14 protein-coding genes are annotated in these 15,367 nt (G+C 47.6%); 4 read left to right on the top strand and 10 right to left on the bottom strand.

The genetic code is table 11. The features are described 5' to 3' along the window. Nucleotides 1-53 precede the first annotated feature (53 nt). From SB752_RS11675 to SB752_RS11665, 3 genes are read right to left on the bottom strand one after another with little or no spacing between them, the layout of a single operon-like run. Nucleotides 54-812 (bottom strand): iron ABC transporter ATP-binding protein, encoded by a 759-nt coding sequence (locus tag SB752_RS11675; RefSeq protein ID WP_410715820.1) that lies wholly within the window; start codon nt 810-812, stop codon nt 54-56. Next, complete coding sequence (locus SB752_RS11670) at nt 806-1,750, bottom strand: iron chelate uptake ABC transporter family permease subunit (protein ID WP_410715819.1); 945 nt, start codon at nt 1,748-1,750, stop codon at nt 806-808. Before SB752_RS11670 ends, SB752_RS11675 begins: the two co-directional genes overlap by 7 nt. Further along, on the bottom strand, nt 1,747-2,700 hold the full coding sequence (locus SB752_RS11665; RefSeq protein WP_103104845.1) for an ABC transporter permease: 954 nt from the start codon (nt 2,698-2,700) through the stop codon (nt 1,747-1,749). Before SB752_RS11665 ends, SB752_RS11670 begins: the two co-directional genes overlap by 4 nt. A 267-nt stretch (nt 2,701-2,967) precedes the next feature. On the opposite strand from SB752_RS11665, the gene SB752_RS11660 reads away from it, so the two are divergent. Together SB752_RS11660 and SB752_RS11655 are read left to right on the top strand one after the other, a co-directional pair. After that, on the top strand, nt 2,968-3,564 hold the full coding sequence (locus SB752_RS11660; protein WP_410715818.1) for a PadR family transcriptional regulator: 597 nt from the start codon (nt 2,968-2,970) through the stop codon (nt 3,562-3,564). Next, entirely contained in the window at nt 3,561-5,375 is a 1,815-nt protein-coding gene (locus SB752_RS11655; RefSeq protein WP_410715817.1) for an ABC transporter ATP-binding protein, read from the top strand. Before SB752_RS11660 ends, SB752_RS11655 begins: the two co-directional genes overlap by 4 nt. Nucleotides 5,376-5,415: 40 nt before the next feature. On the opposite strand, the gene SB752_RS11650 is transcribed toward SB752_RS11655, so the two are convergent. Further along, nucleotides 5,416-6,162, bottom strand: coding sequence for a DUF4097 family beta strand repeat-containing protein (locus tag SB752_RS11650; protein ID WP_410715816.1), 747 nt, complete (start codon nt 6,160-6,162; stop codon nt 5,416-5,418). 108 nt (nt 6,163-6,270) lie between these two features. Further along, entirely contained in the window at nt 6,271-7,641 is a 1,371-nt protein-coding gene (locus tag SB752_RS11645; RefSeq protein ID WP_410716053.1) for an MATE family efflux transporter, read from the bottom strand. Nucleotides 7,642-7,793: 152 nt separating this feature from the next. Between SB752_RS11645 and SB752_RS11640 the strand changes: the two genes are divergently transcribed. Next, on the top strand, nt 7,794-8,459 hold the full coding sequence (locus tag SB752_RS11640; protein ID WP_410715815.1) for a Crp/Fnr family transcriptional regulator: 666 nt from the start codon (nt 7,794-7,796) through the stop codon (nt 8,457-8,459). Between the two features lie 87 nt (nt 8,460-8,546). Further along, a complete protein-coding gene (locus tag SB752_RS11635) occupies nt 8,547-8,909 on the top strand; it encodes a carboxymuconolactone decarboxylase family protein (protein WP_410715814.1) in 363 nt (120 codons plus the stop codon). A gap of 53 nt (nt 8,910-8,962) precedes the next feature. Here the strand turns inward: SB752_RS11635 and SB752_RS11630 are convergent, their stop codons facing one another. From SB752_RS11630 to SB752_RS11610, 5 genes are all read right to left on the bottom strand, one after another. Next, the gene (locus SB752_RS11630; protein WP_410715813.1) at nt 8,963-9,946 is read right to left on the bottom strand and encodes a hypothetical protein; all 984 of its coding nucleotides are present in this window, start codon (nt 9,944-9,946) and stop codon (nt 8,963-8,965) included. Next, on the bottom strand, nt 9,936-10,514 hold the full coding sequence (locus SB752_RS11625; protein ID WP_410715812.1) for a sigma-70 family RNA polymerase sigma factor: 579 nt from the start codon (nt 10,512-10,514) through the stop codon (nt 9,936-9,938). Before SB752_RS11625 ends, SB752_RS11630 begins: the two co-directional genes overlap by 11 nt. Before the next feature lie 137 nt (nt 10,515-10,651). Continuing rightward, nucleotides 10,652-11,389 carry an MBL fold metallo-hydrolase gene (locus SB752_RS11620; RefSeq protein ID WP_410715811.1) on the bottom strand — a complete coding sequence of 246 codons (738 nt, stop codon included), beginning with the start codon at nt 11,387-11,389 and terminating at the stop codon, nt 10,652-10,654. A 204-nt stretch (nt 11,390-11,593) separates the two neighbouring features. Next, nucleotides 11,594-14,095 carry a GAP1-N2 domain-containing protein gene (locus SB752_RS11615; RefSeq protein ID WP_410715810.1) on the bottom strand — a complete coding sequence of 834 codons (2,502 nt, stop codon included), beginning with the start codon at nt 14,093-14,095 and terminating at the stop codon, nt 11,594-11,596. Beyond that, nucleotides 14,095-15,360 carry a TRAFAC clade GTPase domain-containing protein gene (locus SB752_RS11610; protein WP_410715809.1) on the bottom strand — a complete coding sequence of 422 codons (1,266 nt, stop codon included), beginning with the start codon at nt 15,358-15,360 and terminating at the stop codon, nt 14,095-14,097. Before SB752_RS11610 ends, SB752_RS11615 begins: the two co-directional genes overlap by 1 nt. Between the last annotated feature and the right edge of the window lie 7 nt (nt 15,361-15,367).

Raw genomic sequence — 15,367 nt, 5'->3', positions numbered from 1 at the left:
ATGATTTCCCCCTGCTTGCCATCAAAATAATTTTAACGAATGGAAGTTAGAGCTTACGCGAAATACACGCATATTTTGTTTTCATCGATGTCTTCAATCTGGATGTCCATATCGTAGACGTCTTTGAGAATCGAGGAGTTGATGATTTCCTCTGTAGGACCTTCCTTCACGACCTTGCCGTCTTTCAACGCTACGATAAAATCCGAGTAGCAGGAAGCAAAGTTAATATCGTGAATGACGATGACCACTGTCTTGCCCATCTCGTCTACCAGTCTTCTCAGCACCTTCATGATCTGAACAGAATGCTTCATATCGAGGTTATTGAGTGGTTCATCCAACAGGACGTACTCGGTGTTTTGGGCGACAACCATCGCGATATAGGCACGCTGTCTCTGCCCACCACTCAGCTGATCCAAATACTTGTGCTGAATGTCCTCCAGCTCCAAATAGCGGATGGCCTCATCAACGTACTGCCAATCCTCTTTAGACAGGTTCCCTTGGGAATACGGGAAGCGACCAAAGCTGACCAGCTCACGAATCGTCAACCGAACCGTAATATGGTTGGATTGCTTGAGGATCGAGATTTTTTTAGCCAGCTCGTTGCTCTTGCATTGACTAATCTCCTGTCCCTCAAGAAAAATCTCTCCCTGATCCTTCGTCAAAAGGCGACTGATCATGGACAGCAGGGTACTCTTCCCGGCCCCATTGGGTCCGATGAAGGACGTGATTTTTCCCTTGGTGATATTCACAGAGACATTTTCCACGACGTATTTGCTACCATACTGTTTTGAGACATTCCGGACTTCTACCACGATTTATTCTCCTTTAACAGAAGATAGATGAAGTAAACTCCACCGATAAAGTTGACGATGACACTGAGTGTAGTGGAGAACGTGAACACACGCTCTACAACCAACAGGCCACCTACCAAAGCAACAATACTGATTAAGGATGACCCTGCCAGCAAGTATTTATGCTGATACGTCTTCAGAAACTGATGAGCCAGGTTGGCGACGAGGAGCCCCAGGAACGTAATGGGTCCTACCAATGCGGTCGCAATCGATACGAGCAAAGCGATCACGATCAGGAAACGCTTTACGACGAAATCGTAATCAATACCGAGGTTGACGGCTTGATCACGCCCGAGCGCCAACACATCCAGGTATTTCATATAGCGCCAGAAGTAAATCGCGATCGCAATCACCAGGATGAAGCTGATGACTAACAGGTCGGAGTTCACATTGTTAAAGCTGGCGAACATTTTGTCTTGAACGACCTGGAATTCATTCGGATCAATCAACACCTGCATAAACGTAGCCAGACTGTTAAACAATGTGCCAAAAATGATCCCGATTAAAAGCAGAAAGTATATATTTTGCCCTTCTCTCTTGAACAGGAACTTGTATAGCAACATGGCAAACAGCACCATCACGCCCGCAGAGATCAGGAAGTTGATATTTTTGTTCAACAGCGTAATGTGGGTGGAACCAAATGCGAATATGACGAAGGTTTGGATGAACATGTACAAGGAATCCAAGCCTATGATGCTGGGTGTCAAAATCCGGTTGTTGGTAATCGTCTGGAATACCATCGTTGAAAATGCGATGATCGTACCAGTCAAAACAATGGCGAGAATTTTCTTCAAGCGCCGAGGCAGTACATAATCCCAGTTGCCACCGGCATCAATCAGCATGAATATGGCTATTAGAGCAATGGCGACAATCGCCAGGACACCGAGCTTAGCTTTCATCGTTCATATGCCTTTCTTCTCATGAGTAAGAACACGAATATTCCGCTACCGACTACCCCTACCATCAAGCCAATCGAGATTTCATATGGGAAGATGATAAGTCGTCCGAGAATATCACAGCACAGTACAAACACAGCACCCAGCAAAGCAGTATGAGACAAGCTCTTCTTCAGGTTATCGCCCAAATACAGGGTCACGATGTTGGGAATGATCAAGCCGAGAAACGGAATCGTCCCGACCGTCAGAATCACGACGGAAGAAACCATAGCGACTATGACCAAACCAATATTGACGACCTGCTTGTAGTTCAACCCCAGATTGATGGCGAACTCTTCACCCATCCCTGCAATCGTAAACTTGTTGGCAAACAGATACGCGATAATCACCAGTGGGATGCTTATGTACAGAAGCTCATAGCTGCCTTTCATAATGGAGGAAAAATCTCCGTGAAGCCAAGCTGACATGTTCTGGATGAGGTCGTACTTATAGGCAAAAAATGTAGTAATCGAGCCTACGATATTACCAAACATCAAACCGACCAGCGGAATGAAAATGGAATCCTTGAATTTAATCCTGTCGAGGATCTTCATAAAAATGAAGGTTCCAAGTAGTGCGAATACAAAAGCCACAAGCAGCTTCACCAGCGGACTGGCATCGTAGAATACCATCAGCGAAACCAGAATCCCGAATCGGACGGAGTCCTCTGTACCTGCCGTGGTAGGTGAAACGAATTTATTCCGTGTCAGCTGCTGCATGATCAGACCTACGACACTCATGCTGATCCCGGCAATGATGATACTGATCAAACGAGGAATCCTGCTGATCCACATCACCTGTACCTTGTCGTCTGACAGATTGAACAGCTCCCAAGGCGAGATGTCCTTCACACCGATAAACAATGACGCTATTGATAGCAAAATAAGTGCTATGACCAAATATCTCTTTTTCATCGCTTCCCTACTCTTCCTTTGATCCGGAGGAATACTGTCTTGGTTTATTCTTATTAGTAATAAGGAGATTCATTCTCAGTAATAAAGAGATTCATTCTCAATTACGCTTACAGATGTTATATTAGCACTTCTTTATTGGAGATTAAAGACTTTTTTTATTAGTCGGCTAAATTTCTTTCGATTGCAAAAAGTAAGACAGCATATTGACAGTAATACGATATATCGTTTACATTGAATTCGATATATCGTATTGAGAGGTGGAATGTTATGCGTAATCATTTTCGGTCTCCCTTTTCAGATGAGTATCGGCGCTCCTATGACCCGTATCACCCCGGCTTATCGTATGAAAAAGACGACAGCTACTATCGTCATGGCGGGCGAGGCGGACGCGGGAAGCGTTTTTTTGGCAGAGGCGATGTGAAGTATGCGTTATTGGAGCTGCTAGCTACTGAGCCGATGCACGGCTATCAGATGATGAAGGGGCTAGAGGAAAAAACCGGCGGGCTGTATTCTCCAAGTCCAGGGTCGATTTACCCAACGCTGCAAATGTTAGAGGATCGTGAGCTTGTCAGCTCAGAAGAAATCAGCGGCAAAAAAACGTATTCCATTACAGCAGCTGGCCTTGTCTTTTTACAGGAAAGACAGGAAGAAGAAAAACGTGAGGGCTCTACGGTGCAGATGCCCACGGATCTTAATGCTCATAACCTTGAACTTCAACAAGAGCTGAACGAATTGATGGAAACGATGAAGCTGATTCAGACGAAGGCAGAAAACGATCCAGTGAAGCTGTCGCGCCTGATCTTTTTCGTGAAAAAGGTTCGGCACAAGCTAGAGGGTCACTTCGGAGAGGATGCTCACCGATGAGAACCTACAATCAGCCTGGGACGAAGCGGCTTCTAACGGATGAGCGCGCCACGACCGGTTCGATCTGGAGCATGTACAAGCGCTTGTTTACCCACGCGCGCGAGCAATGGAAAAAGATGCTCCTGGCACTCGTTGCGATTCTCGTCATTTCGCTCCTGGAATTCGCGATTCCCCAGCTGACAGCTTATACGATTGACCATGTCATACCGGAAAAACGTTATGAAGCGCTACTGTGGATTGGCGCTGGTATTTTAGGTGCAGCACTGTTTCTCGGCCTGTTTACGTACCTGAGCAGCTATTTACTCTCCTACATCGGGCAGCATACGATCAATCGGCTGCGCAACGAGCTGTACCAGCATCTTCAGAAGCAGGACATGGCGTTTTTTGATAAAAACCGGACAGGAGATTTGATGTCTCGCATCACAGGCGATGTCAGCATCCTGCAACAGCTCGTCTCCTCTGGCATGCTGCAAATGGTCACGGAACTGGTTACGTTTTTCGCCATCGCCATCTATATGCTGTACGTGAATCCGCAATTGACGCTTTTGATGCTATGTACGTTCCCGCTCCTGTTTTTCTTCACCCGCAAGGTCGGCAAGCGAATGCGTTCTTCCTTTCGGGTTGTACAGGAATCATCAGCGGATGTTAACAATCACCTGGTCGAAAATTTGTCCAGTGTAAGGCTCATGAAGGCATATGCTACCGAGCCTTACGAAGCTCAGCAATTCCAGCAGCGCAGTGTGCGGAATATGCAGGCTAGTCTGGCAGCAACCCGCATTAGTGCTATGTTCAGTCCTGCTATTGATTTGTTGAATTACATCGGGATGGCGGTCGTTCTGCTGTTTGGTGCCTGGCAGGCCATGTCGGGGGCTTTGTCGATTGGCGCTATCGTTGCCTTCCTCGCTTACTTGCGATTGCTGCAAACCCCTGTGCGTCAGCTTAGCCGGATGATTAACATGATTCAGCAATCAGCGGCAGCCTATGACCGAATATCCGAAATACTGGACACAAGGCCAAGCATCACGGAAAAAGCGGATGCGATCACACTGCCTCCCTTGCGTGGTGAAATTGAGTTCTCGCATGCAACCTTTGGCTATCAGCCGGACTTGCCTGTCTTGCACGATTTTACTCTGAGGATTACCCCAGGTACGGTGACCGCACTCGTTGGTTCATCAGGTGCAGGGAAGTCAACTGTAGCCCATCTGATCTCCCGTTTTTACGATGTACAGGATGGGCGAGTACAAGTGGACGGTTTTGATGTAAAGGATCTCAAAACCGCATCCCTACGCGGTCAGCTTGGCATCGTATCACAGGATAGCATCTTGCTGAACGGGACGATTCGTGACAATATCGCCTACGGCAGACCCGATGCGACTGATCAGGAAATCGAGGATGCAGCCCGAGCTGCAAACGCTCACGACTTTATCATTGCTTTTTCGGACGGGTATCAATCAGCAGTAGGAGAACGCGGCGTAAAGCTGTCAGGTGGACAAAAGCAGCGACTATCTATCGCACGCGCCATCCTGAAAAATCCGCGGCTCATTATTCTAGATGAAGCGACTGCTGCCCTAGATACCGAATCGGAGCACCTGATTCAACAGGCTTTGTCTTCCCTATTAACTGGTCGTACATGTCTTGTTATTGCGCATCGACTGTCGACGATCCAACAAGCCGATCAGATTGTCGTCATGGAAAAGGGACGAATTGTTGAAGCTGGCACACATGCTGAGCTACTTAGAGCGGAAGGGCGTTACTACCAGCTGTACTCATTACAATTTCCACAAACAGCGAGAGAGCCCATCAGCAATTAAAAAAACCGCTACCTGAACAGGTAACGGCTTTTTGTCGTATTCAGTTTGCTGTAAAAGACCCACTTACATTTTTCACTACCCGCTCACCAGAGCCATCCTCAGTGATCGTCACATTTCCTTGGACCGTATCAATGAGCATATCTCCACTTCCGTCAGAAATCGTGATGTCTCCCGTATGATCTCGAATGACAATGTCACCCGACTGATCTTGTATTTCTACATTCCCACCTGTATCCTCCAAGAAAATATCCCCAGAATCGTCATTGATCAGCTTGAGTGCAGATGCGTTTTTGATCTTGATATCGCCGGACTGATCTTGAATCACTACCTCGCCAGAAACATCTTTAATCAGTATATCGCCTGAGTCATCCTCAATCGTGAGCGCACCGGCAAGATTAAAAATATTTACATCACCGGAGCCGTCGTTTACGTTCACATTGAGTTTGGTTGGAATAGTCACTTCTAGCGTAAGATCTGTTATCCGAACACCAAAGCCACCCTTTGTCTCCGAAACCAGCTTGGCTGTATTTCCATCCTTCTCTAAGGTAACGATGATATCATCATCAGTGACGCTCTTCGATTTTTTTATGGTCGCTTCTACTTTAATGGAGGTAGCCTTTTCATCGCCTTTTACAATCAAGTCGCCCGATTCAGTCTGAATATCCAGTGCTTCGATGGAATCCACGGGCAGCTCCATTTGTCTCTTGCTCTCCTCCATCTCCAAGCTGCTGCATCCAGTCATGCCTAGTGCTGCTATTAGCAAACCTACTCCTATCCAGTGTTTCATCTCTATCTCCCTTACCAGTCCGTAATGTTCTTAGGTGAAGTGTAGCATGAATACGTAGGAGAACCATCCGACTCTGGCGTTGTTTTCCAGTCAGTCTGTAGACGGAGTTTATGAATCGATGAGTGTCTTTCTCTCCCACGCTTTGCTTCTCCAACGAAAGAACATGACAATCCCGCGAATCCACTCGTCCGCTGCCACTGCTAACCATACGCCAGCCAGCCCCATATTGGCGTGGAAAGCGAGTACGTAGCCAAGCGGCAAACTGATGCCAACCATGGAGATCAAGCCCATGTAGACCGGAAATTGTGCATCACCAGCTGCGCGCAAGGAATTGATCAAAACGATATTAAAGACCCGCCCCGTCTCGAGCAATATACTCAGCAGGATAATCTGTGTACTGATGCGAAGTATGTCAGGGTCTTCCGTAAACAAGCGCATAATCGGCTCGCGGAAAATAATAATGACCGTATTGATGACGACTGTATATACGAGTCCCCACCGCAGACTTTTCCATACTCGCCCATACGCTTCATCACGTCTACCTGCTCCAACCAAGCGCCCAGTAATAATCGCCGTTCCCATCCCAATCGCTACGCTAAACAAATAAATAAACATGGAAATATTCATCACGTACTGTCTCGAAGCAAGTGCTGCTGCCCCCAGGAAGGTCACATAGTACAAAAAGACAGACTGGCAGGCATGATATGTGATCTGCTCGAATGCCGAGGGAATTCCGACTCGACAGATTTTACTGACATATGATTTAGTAAGGGTAAAGTAGTCTCTCAGTGATACCTTGATCTCGATCAGACGATAAAACGCCCAGAAGAAGATAAGTAAGCCAAGTCCTCTGCTCAGTACAGTCGATATCGCTGCCCCTTCCACCCCTAATGCCGGAAAACCAAAGTGCCCAAAGATGAGCAGGTAGTTTCCGATGACGTGAATAATATTGATCCCGAGCGAAATATACATGCTTTCTCGCGTAAATCCGTACGTACGAATAATGCTGGCCAATGTATTAATAATGGCTTGTAGAAAAAGGCCCCCACCGACAATCGCCGTATACGACTGGGCCATGGCCAAAATGTCTCCCTGGAGATTAACACTTCGCAGAAGCGCATTTCCATACAAAACAAAGCCTACGCTGATCAAAATTCCAATCACCAGGTTGAGGGTGACTGCTATTGCTCCTACCTTTGCTGCGTCGTGCATTTTTTGGGAGCCAATGTATTGCGCAACGACAATCGATGCACCGTTACCCACTACCTCCAGAACAAGAATGGCGATAAACAGAAATTGATTGGCTGCCCCAACGGCAGAAACAGCCTGGTCGGAAACGCCACTTAGCATAAATGTATCCGTAATACCAATAAGCGTAAAAAGAAAAAGCTCCAAAAAGATGGGCCATGTCAAAGCGAACAGATTGAACTGCTTGGCTTCCTGCCGTTCCTTTGGCTGCTTTGCGAGTGTCGCTTCCATGATGTCACCTTTCTTGGCGATGTGCCCTGATTTGCGTAGCGTCATCATTTTACACCCATTTTTCTCAGGTTAGTAGTAAGTAAATCTTTTCTTTACATGATTTTCATGAATGAATGGATCACATTTAATGACAATTCTACATGGAGGAACCGATGGAACAGAAAAAGATTGCAGATATCACGAATGCCTTCCCGTGCTTTGCCTCGATTCCTGCAGACGAATGGCTGTGCAGTGGAATTAGCGTGGAACGATTTTCTCCACAGCTCGCCATGCAGGAGGGACATCTTTTTTCGCATGCTGCTTTTGTCTTGAGTGGCACAGTACGAATCCATAAAATTAGCGAGTCAGGACGCGAGGTGACATTATACCGGGTAAAACGGGGAGGAGTTTGCGTGATTATGATGGCAAGCATCCTCGGAGAGACAGGCTACGAGGCATCTGCTGAGATCGAGGAAGACAGCGAAATATTGCTGCTTTCGGTGGAACGGTTCAAGGAATGGATGGATACATACAAGCTCCTCCGTCAATTTGTTTACCAGACCATGATGAAGCGCATGATTTCCGTCACTACCCTGATTGAGGACATCGCTTTTAAACCGATCAATGCGCGGATTGCCCAATTACTTCTCAGTCGTACAAGCCATTCCTGCAGCACGCTTGTCATGACACATGATGCCATAGCAATTGAGCTGGGAACCGCCAGAGAGGTTGTCAGTCGAACTCTCAAAGAATTTGAGACAGTCGGATGGCTGCAGCTAGGTCGGGGACGAATTACAGCAATCCAACGAGCTGCTATCAGGCAAAAATTTGGGCTGTAAACGGTGAGAAAGTCACGGTTGCTCGGCTGTCTGCTTCGTTACAATGAGTCCGTAATCACAACTTACTCAGAACGGAGCGATGAACCCATGAGCAAAGCACAATCGTATTATGAAAAATCGAATCTGGCACACATCCCGGAATTGATGAAATTGGCCCCCGAGGCCGCCTCTTCTTATCTCGCCCTCGAACGGAAGGTCTACCACGAATCGCAGCATTTGCCTACAAAAACAAAGGAGCTTATCGCAATCTGTGTGGCGCATGTGACAGGCTGCCCATACTGCATTGATGTGCATGTAAAGAAATACAAGGAGCTCGGCGGTACGATGGAAGAAGTAATGGAGGCGTTGTTAGTGACAGCCATGACTCGTTCTGGCGCGATTCTCAGTCACGGCGTGAACGCTCTGCTTGCTTATCAGGAAGGACCATCATCGCCGCAGTGCTTTTGTTAGAGTGCTGTGGAAACCAGAAACACCGGGTAAAAAATCTCCCGGTGTTTCCCTCTTTAGAATTGAGTAGCTTCCGCTGCTTGCTTGAGCATCTCTTTCGATACTTTTGGCGAGTCGGTTGCCATGTGGTACATGATTGTCTGTTCTCCTTCTTTGCTTACCCATGACAGATCCTTGTATTGACCCGAGTCACTAAACAGGAATTGATCGTTGCTTGTGTAGTGAGCTTTTTTGCCGTTCACTTCTACTGGCTCGTATTTGGTCGTCTCAGGAGTACTCACTTGGATATTTAACTGATCCTCCGGGAGTACCTCCACTGTGAAATAGATGTTTGCTTTTTGCTCATTTTGATAGAGTGTTGTATACGTATTGATTGGTGAAGCAGTATTCGGGACTACCTTCCATACAACGCTTTTCCCTGTCTCTTTGCTTTCCTGTTGCAGCTCTTGCAGCCATGTCTCCCCTCCCTGCCCGATCATCGCTCCGTAAGGTGTTCCCAGCTTGCCTTCGCGGAATGTGAAGTCATCTGCGAGCTGCTTTGGCAGGGAGTGAGAGAGAGAAGCTTTTTTGCTGATCTCATCCCACTGCTTCCAATCTGCAACGACCTCAGGCTTTTCTACCCCGATGACCGGATTTTGCTGAAAGAGAGGATGCTTTTCCTTTGCCAGCTCCGCAAAATAAACGATCGCCGTCTCACCTGTTGCCAGCTTGTTTTCTACACTTGCCAGCTCACGGCGTATTTCCTCAGGGGCAATCTGCGTCAAAGCAAAGTCTTTTGCCGCTTGCACCTCCATTTGAACAGAGCCTGTATTCTCCTTGTAAAGCAAGCTGTGGGTAGCAAAGCCAAACCCAGTGAGCAAAACAAAGGATGCTGCAACATGCGTTAGTTTTGGACGTAAGAACATCGATTTTTTCTTAATCTTTCTGCTTGCCAGCTCTTTTCTTGCTGCCAAAAGGATTTTATGATCGAGTGCAGGATTGCTCCCAAGCTCGTTTGCTGCCCATTCATACTCTTTTTTCAACTTATCCTCAATGAACATGATAAGATGCCTCCCCGCTATTCGTACGTTCTTCAAAATGCGCTCTCAGCTTTTTCATAGCCAGATGGTGTCTCGATTTTACCGTTCCGAGCGGAATTTGCAGCATCAGGGCAATTTCCTCCAGGGAACAACTTTGGTAGTAACGCAGCACAACAATTTCCTTTAGCTTTTGAGACAATTGCTCGACAGCAGGTATGACTTCCAGTTGGTCGCTTATGGCCCCCAGCTTATCCTCCATCCCTGCCACCGGTGCTTCATAGCCTTTTTCCTTCACTCTTTCCAGCAGCCGAAATCTCCTCCAAATACTTCGGTTCCAATTGCGCACTTGCCTGACAATCAAGCCGTTGAACCATGAGGTAAAAGGCTGCTCCAGATCGTACTTATCCAAGCAGCGAATCAGCTCCACATATACTTCACTCATGATGTCGTCTACATCTTGCTTATGCGGCGCCAAAAAATAAATCAGGTTGTAGACATAGGTCCGAGTGGCTCGATAAACCTCTTGAAATGCTTCTTCCTCCCCTTGGCGCATCCGGATGAGCCAAGGTCTTACCTCTATCTCTTTCATAGGCCGGCCTCCAATCAGGTCTTACATGATATATTGGCTCCCACCCGTTCATTAGGTTCACTTGGTTTTCAAGAAAAAAGACACCTTAGCTGCTTTTCGCAGTGGGTGCCTTACCAGACTTTTTCACGCTTGTGCGATTATGCTTGAATCAAAGCCTGCAATTGCTCCTCGGCATTATCCTGGCAGACGCCGCCATGATAACAAATCACAAACTGAATCTCTGTATCCTGCAGCTTTTTCAAGGACTGAAGTGCTGTATCCATATCCAGCGTCGTTTGCGGGACCGGTCCCCTGAGCATACCGCCCATATAAACTATGGCATCCCCTGCAATCAGCGTTTTACAGTTCTGCACATATAAACTGATATGTCCCGGCGTATGACCAGGAGTATGGATGACACGTATGCCGCCAAAAATCGGCAGCACATCACCATCCGCAAGAATCTTGTCCACCTTTGCCTTTGGGGGATTTTCGAAGATCGCTTGCATCTTCTTCCGCTCTTCTTCTGGCAGTGACGCCAGCATCGCAGCCATGCGCTCTGGATTTGTTTTGATGAGCGGGAGCTTCCCCTCAATATAAGGCTGATCAAGCTCGTGAGCATATACTTCAATCTGCCCGCTATATGCTTGCACAATTTCAGGTAGACTACCAATATGATCGATATCTTGATGCGTGATAATGACAGCCTTCAGTTTTTCTGGAGATACCCCTGCCTCTACCATAGCAGCGCGTATCAACTCCCATGACCCAGGCATTCCGGTATCCACTAAAACAGCCATCTGCTCATCCCATAGTAATGTCGGATGAATGGCAATTTTTCCGCCAAAAGCTTCTGCCTCTAACGTAATCATTTCTACTCCAGTTGCAACCTTCATACCTTTCTCCTCCTCGTACAATAAGGTCATGTGAACTACATCCTTATATGTACCACGAACAAGGAGAAAACTTCAACGATTAAATAAATAATTATACCACATAAATAAATTTTTGTCAATATATCAAATAGGTATTTCTTTTGAACAATTCAGGTTGTAAGTTTTCCGACTTGCCTGTTAGCTACAAAAGAAATACCTATTCTTTTACGGAGTTGTAGTTTTCGGTGGCTCTTCAGATAAGCCGTGTTGCTCGGCCGGCACCACATACTCAATGGGCTCGATCTGTGGTTCGATCACGAGACGATACGAAGGGATCCAGCCATTAATAGATGGCACTCTCACTCTCTGAGCCGTGTCCGTAGACGGGTCTTTTCCCTGTGCTTCCTCTTGTCCTTGCTGCCAAAACGTGTAGCCACCCCACGCTCCTGCCGCTACCAGGACAAGCAAAACGGATGTTACAAACGCCTTTTTGCGAAAAAGCTTGACCAGCGGATTTGCTGTTTCTCTGCGCACTTCCTCCAGCAGCTTACGGAAATCTGCATGACGAACCGCATACCAGCGTCTGCGCGATTCTTTATTTCGCAGTCTGCGTCCTTTTCCTTCTAAAAAGAGCTGCTTCAGTCCTTGGCGATAGGCAGGCAGCATGTCTTTTTCTTCAAAAAACATACGCTGCGTCATCGTCCACTGAATAAATGCGTGGAGGACTGTCTCCCCGCCATTTTGTTCCACAAAGGTCAGCATTTCTGTGCAATGAAAGCCTTCCTGCCCAAATTGATCGTCCCGATAAAAGACGAGGACTACCAGCGGAAAGCTGTCTTTGTCCAAAGGAGTGCTCAGCATATTTTGAATGATACGCTGCTGCGCGCGTGTCTCCTCCGGGTCCCATTTGCGGAAAAACTCTGCCGGGTGAGGGGACCGTTTTTGTTCCAATAGTTCTGCCAGGTTGAGTAGCAGCTCCTGCTTCTGGCGGCTCTCCACATCCAGCGTTCGTGAAAAGCTTTGCGTCTTTTCCTCCAAGAGCGCCACGATTTTTTGAAAATCATCCTTCGTGACAGAATCCAGAGCGAGATGCTTCAGGAGGGACTTGTCCAGCTCGTCCAAAAGCTCCTCTGCATAACCGCGGGTTCCATCGAGATTTTCAAAAAACTGATGAATGGTGATTGCCGTATCCAGCTTATGCCGCTCGCGACGAAACAGGTCCAGCAGCCGCTCTGTTGACACCGTAAAGAAAAATGCGTTTCTCAGCGCTTGCGGCGCCGTTTCCGTCCAAAACTGAATTTCTTTCAGGACCTGATTAATTTGGGAGGCGCCGCGCAGACGTTCACCCACATAGTCTTCAAACAGCGGCTTGACTAGCTGTTTATGTCCAAAGATCGATCGCATCATAAAGCCAAACAGCTCGGGGTTTCTGGATAGGTGCTTGTACATCTCCGCCACATAACCGCTCTCTCTCAAGCCTTTTGCCTTCATCAACACATCCATCACAAACCGGACGATCTCCAATTGCAGGCCATCCTGCTTGGTGACATTGTATGACTCAATCATTTGCTTGATCGTCAGACTATCAGGCAGCTTTGTCGCCGTCACTGCCTCGGTCTCCACGCGTAACAGCACGCTTTGCAAATCGATCAAGCGCTTTTTGTGAGTCAGGCTAGGATGACCCAAATAACTGTTCAGTGCCTGCCAAACTCCCGCCCGATTGCGTTCGTAGACGGACATCCGACCTTTTTCGATCATGTAGAGAGCGCATAGCTCATAATAGGTGCTGACTCGCAGGGTAATGGTGGTGTCCGCACCTGCTAGCACTTCCTCGCAAAAGGCGTAGAAGGATGCCATGATCCGGGAATCATTCAGGAACTCCCAGGCAAAATCCAGATACTCGTGGACACCCTCCTGTAAATCGACGTTGTAGATGCGTCCTTGGCTAAAATCAAACAAAAAGTCTTTATCGCTATGCCCGCCACCAGGTCGAATGCTCCCTTTTTCCACAAACATAACGTTGATATGCTTTTTGCTCTCCGGCTCATGACTGTAGGTCAAAAAACCAAAATGCCTGCGCATCTCATAAGGCAAACAGCTATACAGAATCGCAAGCAGCTCCGCAGACACAGACGACAATGCGCTTACCTCGACGTTTAAGCTGATAAATACTTTCTTTTTCGCCGAGAGAGAGGTCATCACCGCATACAGCAGCTGTTTGAAAACACGCTCATCGATACCGAGCTGCATGAGCCACTTTTTCCGATCGCTCGTTGCAGCCATCTGATACGGCAGCTCCTCCAGCGCGGGCAGCTCCTTGCCCATAGCATCCTCGTGCGCCGTAGCAAAAGTACGTATGCCAAATAGCTTGCTCGGGTCCTTTATGAACTCATCACGCCGCTGCGCCGGGATGATGTAATTATGGCTGAAGAACGTATTTCGCTGCCCTGTGAAATCGGCCCCGACAAAAGCGCTTCTCCCGATAACCATTTCTCCAGATTCAGCGTGGAAACAAACGAGCGCTTCTGGATACTGGGACAAATCACCCTCTGCTCGCTCCTGCAATTCACGCGGAGCATGGTAGACACAAAACGGATGGAGCGTCTTTTTAATAAACGTATTGTCCAGCCCTGACGATTTGGCGACAGTATCGTATCCTTCGTTCGAACGGAAAATCCCCTGTCGCCCGCGGGTGTAGTACTGCTGCAAAATGGGCTGACGGCTCACTACCGTTCCCTCCCCTCGATGTAATCCAGTTGATGCATTAACCAAATAAACGGCTCATCAACCCGAATCGGTGTCACGACGCCACTTACCTTTTGGTTAACCGGATTGCTGCCCAGCGCGGATACAGCGAAATAGGCCGTGTTGGTAAAGTAAACCTCTAGTGCATCTTTAAACGGACGATCCACTTTTTCAATGAAGCGACTGATCTCGCCATTGATATTCTCAAATTCGGTCGTATTGAGGTACTGCTCATGCACGAAATTGCGGAAGACATTGCTGTTGGATTTGATGTACTCGCCGTCCTCTTCCTTGATCAGATGCAGCATGTCGCTCTTGGTCAGAACGACTGCCGTCGGGATATTCGTCTTGCTCTGCTCCTGATAGCCGATGAAGTTCTCAAAAAGCGTAATGACGACCTCGCGCGGCTCATCATATCTGGCTGTAAACTCTCCCGGCTCATCCCCAGCCTGAAGCATCACCCGATCGCGAATCGTCTTGATTTGCAGCGGATCGACGAGGAACAAAATACCGGACGAGTTTTTCACGTGCGCAGCATACAGCTCCAAATACTCGCGATCCACCATTCCCTCACCTGCTACGTCAAAAAAGACAAGGATTAACGGTGCCTTTTCACTGTCTTTGAAAATGAACTGAAAAATAAACGGCTCCTGTCTCTTTTCCTTTTGCGTGGAATCGAGCAGCTGTCCGCGTTCAAACAGTGGCGCCTCATAATTCTCGCGGAACTTTCGGCTGATTTGTGCATTGAGTGGCATACATGCCGCATCGAAGTGGTTCGCGGTCGTATTTTGCAGCGTATGGATCAAGGATGTCATGTAGACAGACTTACCAACCTGCGAGGCACCAACAATGGAAATGATGTTGCTCGGCGCTTTCCCTGCCGTGATCGGCAGCTCGTTATGGCACTTCGGGCACAGTCTACGCTTGGACACCATGCCATAGCGATCGGTCACACCTGCCAGCACATTGTCTACGTACAGATGATTCTCCTCAGGAATAGACTCCGGGTCGATAACAGCCTCCAGCTCATCGATGGCGTCCAGGCCAAATTTGTCTCTGTAGTGGTTGAGGATTTCATCTTCCTGCAAGGCATAATCCTCGTCGTCCTGACGATGATGTGTTGCCCGGAAAACGACCTGATCTGGTTCAAACTTGGCAAAGCAGTATGGGCAAACAATATCGTAAAAAGGAAGTCTTTCCTTCACTGGCGGCTTCTTTTCAAACATGTTTTTCAAAAAAGACAGCATAGCGCTC

The organism is Brevibacillus sp. SIMBA_040, assembly GCF_046535075.1.
Classification (GTDB): Bacteria; Bacillota; Bacilli; order Brevibacillales; family Brevibacillaceae; genus Brevibacillus.
The sequence above is the reverse complement of the archived record's forward strand: the minus strand, read 5'-3'. Positions and strand labels throughout refer to the sequence as shown.

Excerpts from the sequence above, each read along its gene's own strand:
- SB752_RS11635 (WP_410715814.1), top strand. The coding sequence starts at position 8,547 with ATGAGCAAAGCACAATCGTATTATGAAAAATCGAATCTGGCACACATC.
- SB752_RS11620 (WP_410715811.1), bottom strand. The coding sequence starts at position 11,389 with ATGAAGGTTGCAACTGGAGTAGAAATGATTACGTTAGAGGCAGAAGCT.
- SB752_RS11640 (WP_410715815.1), top strand. The coding sequence starts at position 7,794 with ATGGAACAGAAAAAGATTGCAGATATCACGAATGCCTTCCCGTGCTTT.
- SB752_RS11625 (WP_410715812.1), bottom strand. The coding sequence starts at position 10,514 with ATGAAAGAGATAGAGGTAAGACCTTGGCTCATCCGGATGCGCCAAGGG.
- SB752_RS11645 (WP_410716053.1), bottom strand. The coding sequence starts at position 7,641 with ATGGAAGCGACACTCGCAAAGCAGCCAAAGGAACGGCAGGAAGCCAAG.
- SB752_RS11650 (WP_410715816.1), bottom strand. The coding sequence starts at position 6,162 with ATGAAACACTGGATAGGAGTAGGTTTGCTAATAGCAGCACTAGGCATG.
- SB752_RS11660 (WP_410715818.1), top strand. The coding sequence starts at position 2,968 with ATGCGTAATCATTTTCGGTCTCCCTTTTCAGATGAGTATCGGCGCTCC.
- SB752_RS11665 (WP_103104845.1), bottom strand. The coding sequence starts at position 2,700 with ATGAAAAAGAGATATTTGGTCATAGCACTTATTTTGCTATCAATAGCG.
- SB752_RS11655 (WP_410715817.1), top strand. The coding sequence starts at position 3,561 with ATGAGAACCTACAATCAGCCTGGGACGAAGCGGCTTCTAACGGATGAG.
- SB752_RS11670 (WP_410715819.1), bottom strand. The coding sequence starts at position 1,750 with ATGAAAGCTAAGCTCGGTGTCCTGGCGATTGTCGCCATTGCTCTAATA.
- SB752_RS11610 (WP_410715809.1), bottom strand. The coding sequence starts at position 15,360 with ATGCTGTCTTTTTTGAAAAACATGTTTGAAAAGAAGCCGCCAGTGAAG.
- SB752_RS11630 (WP_410715813.1), bottom strand. The coding sequence starts at position 9,946 with ATGTTCATTGAGGATAAGTTGAAAAAAGAGTATGAATGGGCAGCAAAC.